Source organism: Micromonospora sp. WMMD1102 (assembly GCF_029626265.1).
Lineage (GTDB): Bacteria > Actinomycetota > Actinomycetes > Mycobacteriales > Micromonosporaceae > Plantactinospora.
In genome coordinates this window covers 1052252-1066769 of the sequence record NZ_JARUBN010000001.1, presented here as the reverse complement: position 1 = coordinate 1066769, position 14518 = coordinate 1052252, and the positions used below count along the sequence as shown (strand labels likewise).

The window sequence follows — 14518 nt, the reverse complement described above, 5'->3', positions numbered from 1 at the left end:
CCGGCGAACCCGGCGTGGCGTAACCCGGTGCGGCGTGTCCGGCCTGGTCAGCTCAGCTCAGTCGAGCAGCCGCACCGGGTCGCCGACGGTGAGTGTGTCGGGCGCTCCGGGCGGGCCGGTCACCGGGACCAGGTTCTGCCCGAAGACGAGCTGCCGGTTGATCCGCCGGTACTTCGCCAGGGTGCGCAGCGGCTCGCGGCCGCGTACCCCGGTCTCCTGGTCGGTGGTGGTGACCAGGCACCGGCCGCAGGGCTTGGCCACCAGGAAGGTCACCGGGCCGATCCGGAGCCGGCGGCCGGTCCAGTCGTCCTCGGCCCACGGCGCGGCACCGCCGACCACCACGTTCGGCCTAAACCTGGTCATCGGAAGCGGCGCGCCGACGTCACCCGACCCGGCTAGCGCGGCGTTCAGCGCGTCCAGCGAGGCGTGGTTGGCCAGCAGCAGCGGGTAGCCGTCGGCGAAGCTGACCCGGTCGGCCGGGTCGACCAGGTCGGCGTCCGGGATCGGTCGGACGGACGGATCGCCGAGCCAGACCAGCCGGACCTTGCGGTCGAGCAGCCGGGAGAGCCAGTCGTCGGCGGCCGGGTCCGCCCGGCGGGCCGGTGCGGCGGCCAGGTTCGAGAAGACGCGTACCGCCACCTGCTCGCCGTCGGTCGGCTCGGTGACCGCCAGGGTGGGCCGGCCGGCTGCGTGCAGCAGGAGCCCGCCGGGGCGCGGTTCCGGTCGGATGGCCACCAGGCCGGTCAGCTGGCGCTGGGTGACGCCGATCCCGTCGTCGTCCACGATCATCCAGCGCCGGTCGCCGGCCAGGCCCCACGGCTCGACCCGGGCGGCTGGCAGGTCGCGCCGGTAGCACCCCTTCACCGGGTACGTGTGCAGGGAGACCAGCCGCATGCCGTTCACAGTGCCACAGCGCCGCCGACCGCCGGGCAGGGGTTCCGGCCGCCGCGCGCAGGGGTTCCGGCCGCCGCGCGCGGGGTGCGTCGGAGGGCGCGTTACCAGGCCATCCCGATCCCGTCGCCGGGGTACCAGTGCCGGGCCGGGGTCTCCCGGTAGGCGAGGAACCGCCGGCCGGTCCGCTCGGCGTGTTCGGCCAGCACGTTCGTCACCGTGACATTGTCGGTGAGCAGCCGGGCGCCGGGTGCCAGCTTCGGCTCCACCGCCTGGAACTCCCGACGCTCGTGCCCGGCGCTGTGGTCGCTGTCGTGCAGGAAGAGGTCGACCGGGCGGTCCGTCGCCCGGATCGAGGCGAGCGAGTCGCCGACGACCAGGTCGACCACGCCGGCCCACGGCTCGGCCCTGGCCAGGTAGCCGGCCTCCGGGTTGACGTCCAGCGAGGTGACCCGGCCGGGTACGCCGTCGGCCGCGTTGCGCAGCAGGGCCGAGGCGAGTACGCAGGTGCCGAGCCCCTTGTCCACCCCGGTCTCCACGACGTGCCTGGGCCGGGTGGCCCGGACGATCGAGTACCAGCCGATCCGGCGGGCGTACCGGACGCGCCGGTCGGCCAGGCCGCGCCGGTTCGCCCCGGCGGTGGCCCGCTCGATGTGCCGGCGCAGCGGCTCGTCCCGTTCGATCTCGGTGAGGTACGCCCGCACCTGCCCGACCGGCACCTCGCAGGTGACGCTGACGAACCAGGCGAGGTGCTCCCGGCTGAGCCGGGTCAGGTCGTAGGTGTAGTTGTGGTGTTCGCGGGAGGTGAGCAGCCACCTGGCCGACAGGCCGAGCACCCGCGCGTCGTGCCGGGCCACCCGCAGCAGCCGCTTCGGGAACGCCGCGACGGGAGCGAGCCGGGTACGGACGACGGCCCGTCGAAGACTTGTACCATTCACCCGAATTGTTCTACCATGTTAACCGCAGCCCATTGCCTCCTGAATTCTTTTATGCATAAAGTCTTCTTGTGAATGACAGCGCTGTCATCGCGGCGCCGCCGGTGGACCGCGTACTCGACCTGTTCCAGGGCATCCGGCTGACGCCGACCCAGCGACGGATCGCGCACAGCCTGGTCCAGCACGCCGCCTCCGCCGCCTACCTCTCCGCCGCCGAGGTCGCCGAGCTGGCCAAGGTCAGCCAGCCCTCGGTCACCCGGTTCGCCATGGCGCTCGGCTACGACGGCTACCCGGCGCTGCGCCGCCGGCTCCGGGAGATCGCCGCCGCCGGTCACGGCCGCGCCGACCTCGGGGTACCGGCCGGCAACGAGATGCAGCGGGCGATCCGGGCCGAGGCCGTCAACCTGGACCGGCTCGCCGAGCAGCTCGCCGACCGCGACGGGGTGACCGCCGCCGGGACCCTGCTGGCCGGCAGCCGCCCACTCGTCGTACTCGGGCTGCGGGCCGCTGCCCCGCTGGCGGCGTACTTCGCGTACTTCGCCGCGAAGGTGCACCCGGACGTACGGGTACTCGACTCCGGCGGCACGCTCCTCACCGACCGGCTGGAACAGGCCAGGGCCGCCGGGGCGAGCGCCCTGCTCGGCATCGTGCTGCCCCGGTACCCCCGGGAGTCGCTGGACGCGCTCGCCACCGCCCGCGCGGCCGGGATGTCGGTGGTGGTGATCAGCGACTCGGCGGTCACCCCGGCCGCCGAGTACGCCGACATCGTGCTGCCGGCCGCGGTCGGCGCCCAACTCGTCTTCGACCTGCACACCGCGCCGATGGCGCTGTCGATGGTGCTGCTCCAGGCGATCTGTGACGCCGCACCGGCCGACGCGCAGCGCCGGCTGGAGGAGTTCGAGCAGTCCGCTGCCCGCCGCCAACTCTTCGTCGGCTGAGCAGCCGTCGGTCACGCCGCAGAATCCACCCCGCACAAACAACCACCCCGCACAAACAACCACACCGCACAAACGACCACGCCGCAGAAGCCACACCGCACGAACCACGCCGCAGAAGCCACACCACCGTCCCAGCGCAGGAGGAGTTGTCATGCCCGAGCCGATCCGCGCCGCCCGCGGCACCGCCCGGACCGCCGCCGGGTGGCCGCAGGAGGCGGCGCTGCGGATGCTCATGAACAACCTCGACCCGGAGGTCGCCGAGCGCCCCGACGACCTGGTCGTGTACGGCGGGACCGGCCGGGCCGCCCGGGACTGGCCTTCGTACCACGCACTCGTGCGTACCCTCGGAACGCTCGCCGACGACGAGACCATGCTGGTGCAGTCCGGCCGGCCGGTCGGGGTGCTGCGGACCCACGAGTGGGCCCCCCGGGTGCTGATCGCCAACTCCAACCTGGTCGGCGACTGGGCCACCTGGCCGGAGTTCCGCCGGCTCGAACAGCTCGGCCTGACCATGTACGGCCAGATGACCGCCGGATCCTGGATCTACATCGGCACCCAGGGCATCCTCCAGGGCACCTACGAGACGTTCGCCGCCGTCGCCGCCAAACGGTTCGGCGGCTCGCTGGCCGGCACCCTGACGCTCACCGCCGGCTGCGGCGGGATGGGCGGGGCGCAGCCGCTCGCGGTGACCATGAACGGCGGCGCCTGCCTGGTCGTCGACGTCGACCCGGAGCGGCTGGCCCGCCGGGTCGGCACCCGCTACCTCGACACCGTGGCCGGCTCGCTGGACGAGGCGGTCGAACAGGTGCTGGCCGCCAGGCGGGAGCGCCGGGCGCTCTCGGTCGGGGTGGTCGGCAACGCCGCCACGGTCTTCCCCGAACTGCTCCGCCGGGGCGTCGAGATCGACGTCGTCACCGACCAGACCAGCGCACACGACCCGCTCTCGTACGTCCCGGAGGGGGTGGAGCTGGCCGAGGCCGCCGAACTGGCCCGGGCGAAGCCGGTCGAGTACACCGAACGGGCCCGGGCCGCCATGGTGAAGCACGTCGCCGCGATGGTCGGCTTCCTGGACGGCGGTGCCGAGGTCTTCGACTACGGCAACTCGATCCGGGGCGAGGCACAGCTCGGCGGGTACGACCGGGCGTTCGCGTTCCCCGGCTTCGTGCCGGCGTACATCCGGCCGCTGTTCAGCGAGGGCAGGGGACCGTTCCGCTGGGCGGCACTGAGTGGCGACCCGGCCGACATCGCCGCCACCGACCGGGCGGTGCTCGACCTCTTCCCGGAGAACGAGTCGCTGGCCCGGTGGATCCGGCTGGCCGGCGAGCGGGTCGCCTTCCAGGGACTGCCGGCCCGGATCTGCTGGCTCGGGCACGGCGAGCGGGACCGGGCCGGGGTCCGGTTCAACGAGATGGTGGCCAGCGGCGAGCTGACCGCCCCGGTGGTGATCGGCCGGGACCACCTGGACGCCGGGTCGGTCGCCTCGCCGTACCGGGAGACCGAGGCGATGGCCGACGGCTCGGACGCGATCGCCGACTGGCCACTGCTCAACGCGCTCGTCAACACCGCCAGCGGCGCCTCCTGGGTGAGCATCCACCACGGCGGCGGGGTCGGCATCGGCCGCTCCATCCACGCCGGTCAGGTCTGCGTCGCCGACGGCACCCCGCTGGCCGGGCAGAAGATCGAGCGGGTACTCGCCAACGACCCGGCGACCGGCGTACTCCGGCACGTCGACGCCGGCTATCCGGAAGCCGTCGACGCGGCAGCCCGCGGCAACCTCCGCATCCCGATGGCCGAAGTGTAAGGAAGGGCCCCTTGTTATCGGATTCTGTTGTGGAAGGGCCCCTTCCTTTCCGGCGGGCCTGGGCGGAGATCGCGCCGATCGGCCGGGACCCGGGCACCGGCGGCTACCTGCGGTACGGCTTCACCGCGCCGGTGCGTGAGCTGGAGCGGTGGTTCCGGCACGTCGCCACCGCCGACGGGGCGCACGCGGTCGAGGAGGACGGCAACGGCAACCTGTTCGCCTGGTACGGCCCGCCGCCGGAGCGGGGCGACGCCGTGCTGCTCGGCAGCCACTTCGACTCGGTACCGCACGGCGGCGGCTACGACGGACCGCTCGGCATCGTCAGCGCCCTGCTGGCAGTCCGGGCGCTCCGGGAACAGGGTCGGGAGTTCCGGCGGCCGGTCGGGGTGGTGGCGTTCGCCGAGGAGGAGGGTTCGCGGTTCGGCGTACCGTGTCTCGGTTCGCGGCTGCTCACCGGGGCGCTCGACCCGGAGCGGGCGGCGGCGCTGACCGACCGGGACGGCGTCAGCCTGGCCGAGGCGGCCGGCGGGCGGCCGGCCGGAGCCCGGCCGGAGCTGCTGGCCCGGATCGGCGCCTTCGTCGAACTGCACGTCGAGCAGGGCCGGGCGCTGGCCGACCTCGACGCCCCGGTCGGGGTGGCCAGCGGGATCTGGCCGCACGGCCGCTGGCGGCTGGACTTCACCGGCGAGGCCAACCACGCCGGCACCACCCGGATGGCGGACCGGCGCGACCCGATGTTGACCTACGCCTTCACCGTGCTGGCGGCGAACAAGGAGGCCCGGCTGCGCGGTGCGCACGCCACGATCGGCCGGGTCGAGGTGGAGCCGAACGCCACGAACGCGATCCCGGCCCGGGTCCGCGGCTGGCTGGACGCCCGGGCCGCCGACGCCGGCACTCTCGAAGCACTGTTCGAGGGGGTACGCGGCAAAGCCGCCGACCGGGCCAGCCGGGACGGTACGACGCTCACCGTCACCCGCGAGTCGCTCAGCCCGGCGGTCGAGTTCGACGGCGGACTGGTCAGCGCGTTCCGCGAGGTGCTCGCCGAGGGTGTGCCGATGCTGCCGACCGCCGCCGGGCACGACGCCGGGATCCTCGCCGAGCACGTGCCGACCGCGATGCTCTTCGTGCGCAACCCGACCGGGGTGTCGCACTCCCCCGCCGAGACGGCCAGCGACGACGACTGCGCCGAGGGCGTACGCCGGCTCGCCGACCTGCTCGCCCAGCTGGCCGCCGGATGACCGCCCCCGACCCGGCAACGGCCCCGACAGACATTCCGGTGGCGGCCCCGACAGACGCTCCGGCGGCGGGCCCGGCCCCGACGGCAGCGCGGACGGACGCTCGGGTGGCAGCGCGGACAAGCGCGCCGACGGCAGCGCGGACGGACGCTCGGGTGGCGGAGCGGATCCGCTACCACGCCGAGTACGCCTGGCTGCCGGACCGCCGGGAGCCGGACGCCGGCGTGTTGGTCGAGGTGGTCGACGGCCGGTTCGGCGCGGTCACGCCCGGGGTGCCGGTGCCGCCGCCGGACGCCCGCCGGCTGCCCGGGTTGACCCTGCCGGGGCTGGCCAACGCGCACTCGCACGCCTTCCACCGGGCGCTGCGCGGGCGCGGCCACGGTGCCCGGGGCGACTTCTGGTCCTGGCGGGCGGCGATGTACGAGGTCGCCGACCGGCTCGACCCGGACCGCTACCTGGCACTGGCCCGCGCCACGTACGCCGAGATGGCGCTCGCCGGCATCACCGCCGTCGGCGAGTTCCACTACCTGCACCACGGTCCAGGCGGCACCCCGTACGCCGACCCGAACGCGATGGGCGCGGCGCTGGTCGAGGCCGCCGCCCAGGCCGGCATCCGGCTCACCCTGCTGGACACCTGCTATCTGACGGCCACAGTGGATGGTGCGCCGCTGGCCGGGCCGCAGCTGCGGTTCGGTGACGGCGACGCGGCACGCTGGGCGGAGCGGGCCGGCGCGTTCACCCCGGCCGGCGCACACGCCCGGGTCGGCGCGGCGGTCCACTCGGTCCGGGCGGTCCCGGCCGGCCAGCTCGCCGAGGTGGCCCGCTGGGCGGCCGACCGGGCCGCCCCGCTGCACCTGCACCTGGCCGAACAGCCGGCCGAGCACGAGGCGTGTCTGGCGTACCACGGGAAGAGCCCGACCGCGTTGCTGGCCGAGGCCGGCGTGCTCGGCCCGGCCACCACGGCGGTGCACGCCACCCACCTGCCCGGGCCCGACATCCGGGCGCTCGGCGGCAGCGGCACCGGGGTCTGCGCCTGCCCGACCACCGAGCGGGACCTGGCCGACGGGGTGGGACCGTTCCGGGAGCTGGCTGACGACGGCGTCCCGCTCAGCCTCGGCAGCGACAGCCACGCCGTGCTCGACCTCTTCGAGGAGGCCCGCGCGGTGGAGTTGAACCTGCGGCTGACCACCCTGGCCCGGGGCCACTTCACGCCGGTGGAGCTGCTCCGGGCCGCGACCGGGACCGGGCACGCCGCGCTGGGCTGGCCGGACGCCGGCCGGCTGGCCCCGGGCGACCGGGCCGACCTGGTCACCGTCCGGCTGGACAGCACCCGGACCGCCGGTACGCCACCGGTCGGAATCTTCTTCGCGGCCGGTGCCGCCGACGTGACCGACGTGATCGTGGACGGCCGCCCGGTGGTCCGGGAGGGCCGGCACCGGACCGTCGACGTACCGGCCGAACTGGCGGCGGCGATCGGGGCGGTGACGGCGGCATGAGACTGCTGATCGGTGTGGCGCGCGACGGTGCCGACCTGTCGACCGGGGCGGTGACCGCGGCATGAGACTGCTGATCGACAACATCGGCGAGCTGGTGACGAACGTCGCCGGGATCGGCGAGGGCGGACCGCTGGGCATCCGGCGCAAGGCGGCGCTGCTGGTCGAGGAGGGCGAGGTGGCCTGGATCGGGCCGGCCCGGTACGCGCCGGCCGCCGACCGGCGGATCGACGCCGACGGCCGGGCGGTGCTGCCCGGTTTCGTGGACAGCCACTCCCACCTCGTCTTCGCCGGGGACCGGGCCGCCGAGTTCGCCGCCCGGATGGCCGGCGAGCCGTACACCGGTGGCGGGATCCGGACGACCGTCGCCGCCACCCGGGCCGCGCACGACGACCAGCTCCGGGACACCGTCGCGCGGCTGCGCGCCGAGGCGGTCCGGCAGGGCAGCACCACGATCGAGATCAAGAGTGGGTACGGTCTCAGCGTCGCCGACGAGGCCCGCTCGCTGCGGATCGCCGCCGAGTTCACCCCGGAGACGACTTTCCTCGGCGCCCACGTCGTGCCGCCGGAGTACGCCGACCGCCCCGACGACTACGTCGGACTGGTCTGCGGGCCGATGCTCCGGGCCGCGCTGCCGTACGCGCGGTGGATCGACGTCTTCTGCGAGCGGGGCGCCTTCGACGCCGACCACGCGCGGGCGATCCTCACCGTCGGGCAGGCCGCCGGACTCGGCGTACGGGTGCACGCCAACCAGCTCGGCCCGGGGCCGGGGGTGCAGCTCGGGGTGGAGCTGGGTGCGGCAAGCGTCGACCACTGCACCCATCTGTCCGACGAGGACGTCGACGCGCTGGCGATGTCGGAGACGGTGGCGACGCTGCTGCCCGGTGCCGAATTCTCCACCCGGTCGCCGTACCCGGACGCGCGCCGGCTGCTCGACGCCCGGGTGACGGTGGCGTTGGCGACGGACTGCAACCCGGGGTCGTCGTACACCTCGTCGATGCCGTTCTGCATCGCGCTCGCGGTCCGCGAGATGGGCATGACCCCGGCGGAGGCTGTCTGGGCGGCCACCGCCGGTGGCGCGCGGGCGCTGCGCCGCCCGGACGCCGGGGTGCTCCGGCCGGGCGTACCGGCCGACCTGAGCATCCTGGACGCGCCCTCCTACCTGCACCTGGCCTACCGGCCCGGTGTTCCACTGATCAGCCAGGTCCTGCACAACGGAGTACCGCAATGTCAACCGTGACCCGAACCGTCGTCGTCCAGCCCACCGGGGTCTCCCCGGCCGACGTGCTGGCGGTGGCCCGGGGCACCGCCACCGTCGCCCTCGATCCGTCCACTCTGGATGCGATGGCGGCCAGCCGGGCGATCGTGGACCGGATCGAAGAGACCGGCCGCCCGGTGTACGGCGTCTCGACCGGCTTCGGCGCCCTCGCCAATACCTTCGTGGCGCCGGACCGGCGGGCCGAGTTGCAGCACGCGCTGATCCGCTCGCACGCCGCCGGGGTGGGCGCCCCGATGCCCCGCGAGGTGGTCCGGGCGATGATGCTGCTGCGGATCCGCTCGCTGGCGCTGGGCCACTCCGGGGTACGCCCCGAGCTGGCCCTGGCGCTCGCCGACCTGCTCAACGCCGACATCACCCCGTGGGTGCCGGAGCACGGCTCGCTCGGCGCCTCCGGTGACCTGGCCCCGCTGGCGCACTGCGCGCTGGTGCTGCTCGGCGAGGGCTGGGTGGTCGGCCCGGACGGCAGCCGGCAGGACGCCGGTGTCGCACTGCGCGAGGCCGGGCTGCGCCCGGTGGAGCTGGCCGCCAAGGAGGGGCTGGCGCTTGTCAACGGCACCGACGGGATGCTCGGGATGCTGCTGCTGGCCGTCGCCGACGCGGGCCACCTGTTCACGATGGCGGACGTGACGGCGGCGCTCGCCATCGAGGCGATGCTCGGCTCGGAGCGGCCGTTCCTGCCGGAACTGCACGCCATCCGCCCGCATCCGGGGCAGGCGGTCTCGGCGGCCAACATCCACCGGCTGTTGCAGGATTCGTCCATCATGGACTCGCACCGGGACGACCTGTCGCACGCCGTGCAGGACGCGTACTCGATGCGCTGCGCTCCGCAGGTCGCCGGGGCGGCCCGGGACACCCTCGCCTTCGTCGACCAGGTCGCCAACCGGGAACTGCTCTCGGTGGTGGACAACCCGGTGGTGCTGCCGGACGGGCGGGTCGAGTCGACAGGCAACTTCCACGGCGCCCCGCTCGGCTTCGCCGCCGACTATCTGGCGATCGCCGCCGCCGAGGTCGGGGCGATCGCCGAACGCCGGGTCGACCGGCTGCTCGACGTGACCCGGTCCAGGGAACTGCCGGCGTTCCTCTCCCCGGACGCCGGGGTCAACTCCGGGCTGATGATCGCCCAGTACACCGCCGCCGGCATCGTCGCGGAGAACCGGCGGCTGGCCGCGCCCGCCTCCGTCGACTCGCTGCCGACCAGCGGCATGCAGGAGGACCACGTCTCGATGGGCTGGGCGGCGACCAGGAAGCTGCGTACGGTGCTTGCGAACCTGACCAGTTTGCTCGCGGTGGAGCTGATCGCCGGGGTACGCGGCCTGCAGTTGCGGGCCCCGCTCACCCCGTCGCCGGCCGGTCGGGCGGCGGTGGCGGCGCTCCGGGACGCGGTCGGCGAGCCGGGGCCGGACATCTTCCTCGCCCCGGCGATGGAGGCGGCCCGCGCGGTCGTCGCCAAACCGGAACTGCGGGCCGCCATCGAGGCGAAGGTCGGACCCCTCGGATAGAAGCCGCGACCGGCGGTCGTCAAGATTCTTGTTGTCTGGTGGCGTCTGGCTCGCCATGGATCAACAAGGATCTTGACCGGATCGTGCCCGTCGAACGGCGTTAGTCGGGCAGCCGGACCGGGTAGGTCCGGTGTGGACATCCACACCGAGGAGGAGAGATGGCAACGCAGACCACCGACGGGGCGGCGGGGCACGCGGGCGGGACGGTTCGCGGCACCAACGTGATGGCGATCCTCTCGCTCATCTTCGCCTTCGTCTTCTCGCCGCTCGGCATCGTCTTCGGCGTCATCGCCAAGCGGCAGATTCAGCAGACCGGCGAGCAGGGCAGCGGGCTCGCCAAGGCCGGCTTCTGGCTCGGCATCGTCTTCACCGTGCTCAGCGTGCTCTGGTTCGTCGTGGTCTTCGCCCTCATGGCCAACTCGACCCCGGCCTGATCGCGGATCCGGTCACCTGGTCGCGGTACACCTCAACCTGGTCCTGCGCACACACCCGACGCCGGACGGTCCGGCCGGTCCGATCACGGGCCGGCCGGACCGATCAGCGCGGGATTGCCAGCACGGCGTCGGGCGGCGCTGTCCGCCACCACGGGCGGTCGGGCCGGTCCGGCCAGCAGCCGCCACAGCCCGCGGCGACGGGACTGGTAGGTAGGTCGACACCAACGGTCCGGCCGGACGGGCGCCCTGGAGAGTGCCGATGGCGACGGTTCACAGCCGGTGATCCGAGGCCGTCCATCCTGACGCGACGCCCGCACCGGCTTGTCGGACAAGGATCGAGTCGCGGATCGTCCGCGTGACGAAAGCCCGGTATTCCTCAGGCGATTTGCCGTCCATGCGCACGAAGCGCAGGTAGCTTTCGACGCTGGTGATGACGCAGCACGCCTCGACCAGATCGTCGAAGGGCACGTCGGATCGCAGCCAGCCGCGCTCGGCGACCATCCGGAGGACCTTCGTGACCTGCCGCCTGATCCCGGCGAGCCGCTCGGTGAGGTGGCCGCGGAGTTCGCTGTCGCCCTGTGCAGCTCCGGTGACCGCGAGCCAGACACCTGCCGCCGACTCGTTCATCGCGAGCATCGCCTCGCCCAGAAACGCCGCGAATCCGTCCGGGTCGGCGACCTCGACCAAGGCTTTGCCGACATCGGTGGCGACAAGGTCGATGTCGCGTCCTTCGACGCCCACGGACGCCACCTCGACCGCAGCCCACATCAGGGCCGCCTTCGGGCCGTGCGTCCGCACCGTCTCGACCGAGACGCCGGCACGCTTCGCGATCTGCGCGAACGTCGCGGCCTGGTATCCGTGCTCGCTGAACACCTCGCCTGCGGCTTCGACGACCCGCCTGCGGGTCTGCGCCGCCTGACGCTGCCGAAGCTCGGAACGGTAGACGCGGGTGCGACCTTCACCCTCGACCATATTGACTACCATCGCGTACAGATCGATACTGCGTCATGGTCTCGAATTCTATCTCATCGCCTCGGGACCGATCGGAGGTCGTGATGTCTTCGATCTTGATCGCGGCAGCGCCCATCCACGGGCACGTCACGCCGCTGCTCGCGGTCGCACGGCACTTCGCCGAGCGCGGAGACCGGGTGCGGTTCATCACCGGGTCCCGATTCGCCGGCTCCGTCGAGGCGACCGGGGCCGAACACCTGGCCTTGCCGGCCGAAGCCGACTTCGACGACCGGCAGGACTGGAACCACACGTTCCCCGAACGAGCCGCGCTGACGGGCACGAGGGCGATCGCCCACGACATCGAGCACATCTTCGTACGCCCTGGGCTGCCTCAACACGAGGCGGTGATGGCGGCACACGCAGCCGAGCCCGCCGATACGCTGCTGGTCGAGCCGGGGTTCGTCGGCGGCGCGTTCCTGCTCGGGCACCCGCTCGGGGTCCGACCGCCGATCGTGCTGGGTGGCATCTGCCCACTGACCTTCGCCAGCCGCGACACGGCACCGTTCGGCATGGGGCTCATGCCGCTGCGGGGTCCGCTCGGCCGAATCCGGAATGCCACGCTTGCCACGATCACCCGCAAGCTCGTGTTTCCGCCGAGCCAGCGAATCGCCGAGCAGACCTTCCAACGGCTGCACGGCCGCTCGATCCCCTTCGCGGTGCTCGACTGGCCGCGGCACGCCGAAGCGATCGTGCAGTTCACCGTGCCCAAGTTCGAGTACCCACGATCCGACGCCCCCGCCACCCTCCACTTCGCGGGACCGATCTCGGCGTCCGGCTCGCATGCGCCACTCCCGCCGTGGTGGCCAGAACTCGACCGCTCGCGCCCAGTCGTCCACGTCACACAGGGCACGATCGCCAACCGGAACTACGGCCAACTCATCGCACCCACGCTCGAAGGCCTGGCCGACGAAGACGTGCTGATCGCCGTCGCGACCGGTGGACGCCCGGTGGAGTCGCTGCCGCCGCTGCCCGCTAACGCCCGCGCCGCCGAGTTCCTGCCCTACGACGACCTGCTGCCGAAGACCGACGTCTACCTGACCAACGGCGGATACGGCGGCGTGCAGTACGCCCTGCGCTACGGCGTGCCGATCGTCGCGGCCGGCAGCCAGGAGGACAAGCCGGAGGTGATCGCCCGGATCGCCTGGGCCGGTGTCGGACGCCGCCTCAAGACCGAGACCCCGACGCCAACCGCGATCCGCCGTGCCGTGCGTACCGTGCTCGACGACCACCGGTACCGGGATGCCGCCGGCCGCATCGCCAGACAGATGGCCGCCTCTCGCGGGGTGTACCGCCTTGCCGAAATCGTCGACGAGCTGATCGCCGACCACCGACAGCGCGGGCACCGACGACCGAGGCGATTCTCGTGACCGTTCATCCTCGCCTCGCCGCCGGTGCCTCGATCGCGGCAACCACCGCCGACTGGCTGGCCGCCTCGCTGGCCGGATTCGCCGCAACCGACCGTCGCAGCCGCCGCTACCTCGCCGAAACCAGCGGGCTGCCCGGCCAGACGCTGCTGCTGGACGGCCTCTTCGGCCTCACTCGACGACGACCCCAGGGGACCTGACGGGACCCGCGTTGGCGCCGTCGAGCGGGCTTCCGGCCCGGTGGCCCGGATCCGCCTCGGCACCCCGGCGGACCGGTTCCACCGGGTCCGTGCTCGGTGGCTCGGCGCTGCCGGGCGACAATGTGCCGGTCGACGGTGCGCTGGTCGACGGTGCGCTGGTCGACGGTGCGCTGGTCGACGGTGCGCTGGTCGACGGTGCGCTGGTCGACGGTGCGCTGGTCGACGGTGCGCTGGTCGACGGGATCGCGGCACGTCGGGTGGCCAGTACCGAGCCGGCCAGGATCAGCGTGAACGCGGCGAGGACCGGGACGGTGAGCGGTTCGTCGAGCAGCAGTACTCCGGCGGTGACCGCCACCGCCGGGTTCACGTACGTGATCACCACTGCCCGGGTGGCCCCGACCTCGCGGATCAGCGCGGCGAAGAAGACGAACGCCAGTGCGGTGCAGACCACGGCCAGCCCGGCGAGGGCGGCCAGCACCTCACCGGTGGGCAGCGCCGCCGGCCAGGTCAACGCGGCCGGGGTGGCGTAGACCAGGGCGGATCCGCCGAGGCAGACCACTGTCAACGGCAGCGCCGGCACGTCGGCCAGCCGGCGCGCCAGGATCAGCGGGGCGACGGCGTAGCAGACGGCGGCGACCAGCACCTCGACTACCGAGCGTAGGTTGCCGCCGCGCAGGCCGGGCGCGGCCAGTACCGCCACTCCGGCGAGCCCGACCGCCAGCCCCGCCAGGCGCGACGCGCCGAGCCGCTCGACGTCCCCGGCCAGCCGTGCGGCGAGCACGGCGACGATCGGCGACGCGGCGATCAGGAGTCCGGTCATCGAGCTGCTGAGCTGCCGTTCGGCGTCGGCGAGCAGCCACCACGGGACGAGGATCTCCAGCGTCGCGAAGACGACAAGCGGTCGCCAGTGCCGGTGCAGGCCCCGGAAGCCGCGCACGGCCAGCGGCAGCAGCACCAGCGCACCCAACGCGGTCCGGACGAAGACCAACACCGGCACCGGTACGCCGCCGTCCACCGCCACCTTGATCAATAGGTACGGGATCCCCCAGATGACGCTCATCGCCCCGAAGAGCAGCCAGCCCCGTTTCGTCACGACACTCTCCTCAGTGGAACTTCGGATCCCGGTCGACCCACCGTGCCAGGTGCGTACACCACCGACAGAAAGGTTAGGTGTCAGATTGGCCGCCGGTAAGCTCCAATTCCGAGCAGAATGATTGGGCCAATCAGGGGGTCGGGTGGAACTGCACGTACGGCTCTCCGGTCGGGGAGAGCTGGCCGCCCAGATCTACCGACAACTGCGGGAGGCCGTGCTCGACGGGCGGCTGCGCCCCGGGGAGCGGCTGCCGCCCACCCGGGACCTGGCAGAGCGGCTCGGGGTGGCCCGCAACACGGTGGCGACGGCGTACGAGCGGCTCGGCGCCGAAGGGTTCCTGGTCGG

At 73.2% G+C, this 14518-nt stretch carries 13 protein-coding genes and 1 pseudogene; 10 read left to right on the top strand and 4 right to left on the bottom strand.

Annotated elements, in window-relative coordinates; all coding sequences use genetic code 11:
* Window positions 1–57: 57 nt before the first annotated feature.
* Window positions 58–894 carry an MOSC N-terminal beta barrel domain-containing protein gene (locus O7626_RS04860; protein WP_278059657.1) on the bottom strand — a complete coding sequence of 279 codons (837 nt, stop codon included), beginning with the start codon at window positions 892–894 and terminating at the stop codon, window positions 58–60.
* 101 nt (window positions 895–995) lie between these two features.
* On the bottom strand, window positions 996–1829 hold the full coding sequence (locus tag O7626_RS04855) for a class I SAM-dependent methyltransferase (RefSeq protein ID WP_278059655.1): 834 nt from the start codon (window positions 1827–1829) through the stop codon (window positions 996–998).
* 68 nt (window positions 1830–1897) lie between these two features.
* Here O7626_RS04855 and O7626_RS04850 point away from each other — a divergent pair, with 68 nt between their 5' ends.
* From O7626_RS04850 to O7626_RS04820, 7 genes are all read left to right on the top strand, one after another.
* Window positions 1898–2764 (top strand): MurR/RpiR family transcriptional regulator, encoded by an 867-nt coding sequence (locus tag O7626_RS04850; protein ID WP_278059653.1) that lies wholly within the window; start codon window positions 1898–1900, stop codon window positions 2762–2764.
* 151 nt (window positions 2765–2915) lie between these two features.
* Window positions 2916–4565 (top strand): urocanate hydratase, encoded by a 1650-nt coding sequence (gene hutU, locus O7626_RS04845; protein WP_278059651.1) that lies wholly within the window; start codon window positions 2916–2918, stop codon window positions 4563–4565.
* A gap of 11 nt (window positions 4566–4576) precedes the next feature.
* Window positions 4577–5803 (top strand): allantoate amidohydrolase, encoded by a 1227-nt coding sequence (locus tag O7626_RS04840; RefSeq protein ID WP_278059649.1) that lies wholly within the window; start codon window positions 4577–4579, stop codon window positions 5801–5803.
* Window positions 5804–5955: 152 nt separating this feature from the next.
* Window positions 5956–7296: a formimidoylglutamate deiminase gene (locus tag O7626_RS04835; RefSeq protein WP_278059647.1), complete on the top strand. Its 1341-nt coding sequence runs from the start codon at window positions 5956–5958 to the stop codon at window positions 7294–7296.
* Window positions 7297–7357: 61 nt separating this feature from the next.
* A complete protein-coding gene (gene hutI, locus O7626_RS04830) occupies window positions 7358–8533 on the top strand; it encodes an imidazolonepropionase (protein ID WP_278059645.1) in 1176 nt (391 codons plus the stop codon).
* Window positions 8521–10071, top strand: a complete 1551-nt coding sequence (hutH, locus tag O7626_RS04825) for a histidine ammonia-lyase (RefSeq protein ID WP_278059643.1) — start codon at window positions 8521–8523, stop codon at window positions 10069–10071. Before hutI ends, hutH begins: the two co-directional genes overlap by 13 nt.
* A 158-nt stretch (window positions 10072–10229) precedes the next feature.
* Window positions 10230–10505 (top strand): DUF4190 domain-containing protein, encoded by a 276-nt coding sequence (locus O7626_RS04820; protein WP_278059641.1) that lies wholly within the window; start codon window positions 10230–10232, stop codon window positions 10503–10505.
* 270 nt (window positions 10506–10775) lie between these two features.
* On the opposite strand, the gene O7626_RS04815 is transcribed toward O7626_RS04820, so the two are convergent.
* On the bottom strand, window positions 10776–11477 hold the full coding sequence (locus tag O7626_RS04815) for a TetR/AcrR family transcriptional regulator (RefSeq protein ID WP_278059640.1): 702 nt from the start codon (window positions 11475–11477) through the stop codon (window positions 10776–10778).
* 83 nt (window positions 11478–11560) lie between these two features.
* Here O7626_RS04815 and O7626_RS04810 point away from each other — a divergent pair, with 83 nt between their 5' ends.
* Together O7626_RS04810 and O7626_RS04805 are read left to right on the top strand one after the other, a co-directional pair.
* The gene (locus tag O7626_RS04810; RefSeq protein ID WP_278059637.1) at window positions 11561–12883 is read left to right on the top strand and encodes a glycosyltransferase; all 1323 of its coding nucleotides are present in this window, start codon (window positions 11561–11563) and stop codon (window positions 12881–12883) included.
* The gene (locus O7626_RS04805; protein WP_278059635.1) at window positions 12880–13080 is read left to right on the top strand and encodes a hypothetical protein; all 201 of its coding nucleotides are present in this window, start codon (window positions 12880–12882) and stop codon (window positions 13078–13080) included. The genes O7626_RS04810 and O7626_RS04805 overlap by 4 nt, the downstream gene beginning before the upstream one ends.
* Here the strand turns inward: O7626_RS04805 and O7626_RS04800 are convergent.
* Window positions 13052–14173 carry an EamA family transporter gene (locus O7626_RS04800; protein ID WP_278059633.1) on the bottom strand — a complete coding sequence of 374 codons (1122 nt, stop codon included), beginning with the start codon at window positions 14171–14173 and terminating at the stop codon, window positions 13052–13054. The two genes, O7626_RS04805 and O7626_RS04800, sit on opposite strands and share 29 nt — an antisense overlap.
* A gap of 142 nt (window positions 14174–14315) precedes the next feature.
* Between O7626_RS04800 and O7626_RS41430 the strand changes: the two are divergent.
* Window positions 14316–14474 (top strand): annotated as a pseudogene (locus tag O7626_RS41430) (GntR family transcriptional regulator); the annotation flags it as partial.
* Window positions 14475–14518 lie beyond the last annotated feature (44 nt).

Excerpts from the sequence above, each read along its gene's own strand:
- O7626_RS04810 (WP_278059637.1), top strand. The coding sequence starts at position 11,561 with ATGTCTTCGATCTTGATCGCGGCAGCGCCCATCCACGGGCACGTCACG.
- hutU (WP_278059651.1), top strand. The coding sequence starts at position 2,916 with ATGCCCGAGCCGATCCGCGCCGCCCGCGGCACCGCCCGGACCGCCGCC.
- hutI (WP_278059645.1), top strand. The coding sequence starts at position 7,358 with ATGAGACTGCTGATCGACAACATCGGCGAGCTGGTGACGAACGTCGCC.
- O7626_RS04820 (WP_278059641.1), top strand. The coding sequence starts at position 10,230 with ATGGCAACGCAGACCACCGACGGGGCGGCGGGGCACGCGGGCGGGACG.
- O7626_RS04860 (WP_278059657.1), bottom strand. The coding sequence starts at position 894 with ATGCGGCTGGTCTCCCTGCACACGTACCCGGTGAAGGGGTGCTACCGG.
- hutH (WP_278059643.1), top strand. The coding sequence starts at position 8,521 with ATGTCAACCGTGACCCGAACCGTCGTCGTCCAGCCCACCGGGGTCTCC.
- O7626_RS04815 (WP_278059640.1), bottom strand. The coding sequence starts at position 11,477 with ATGGTCGAGGGTGAAGGTCGCACCCGCGTCTACCGTTCCGAGCTTCGG.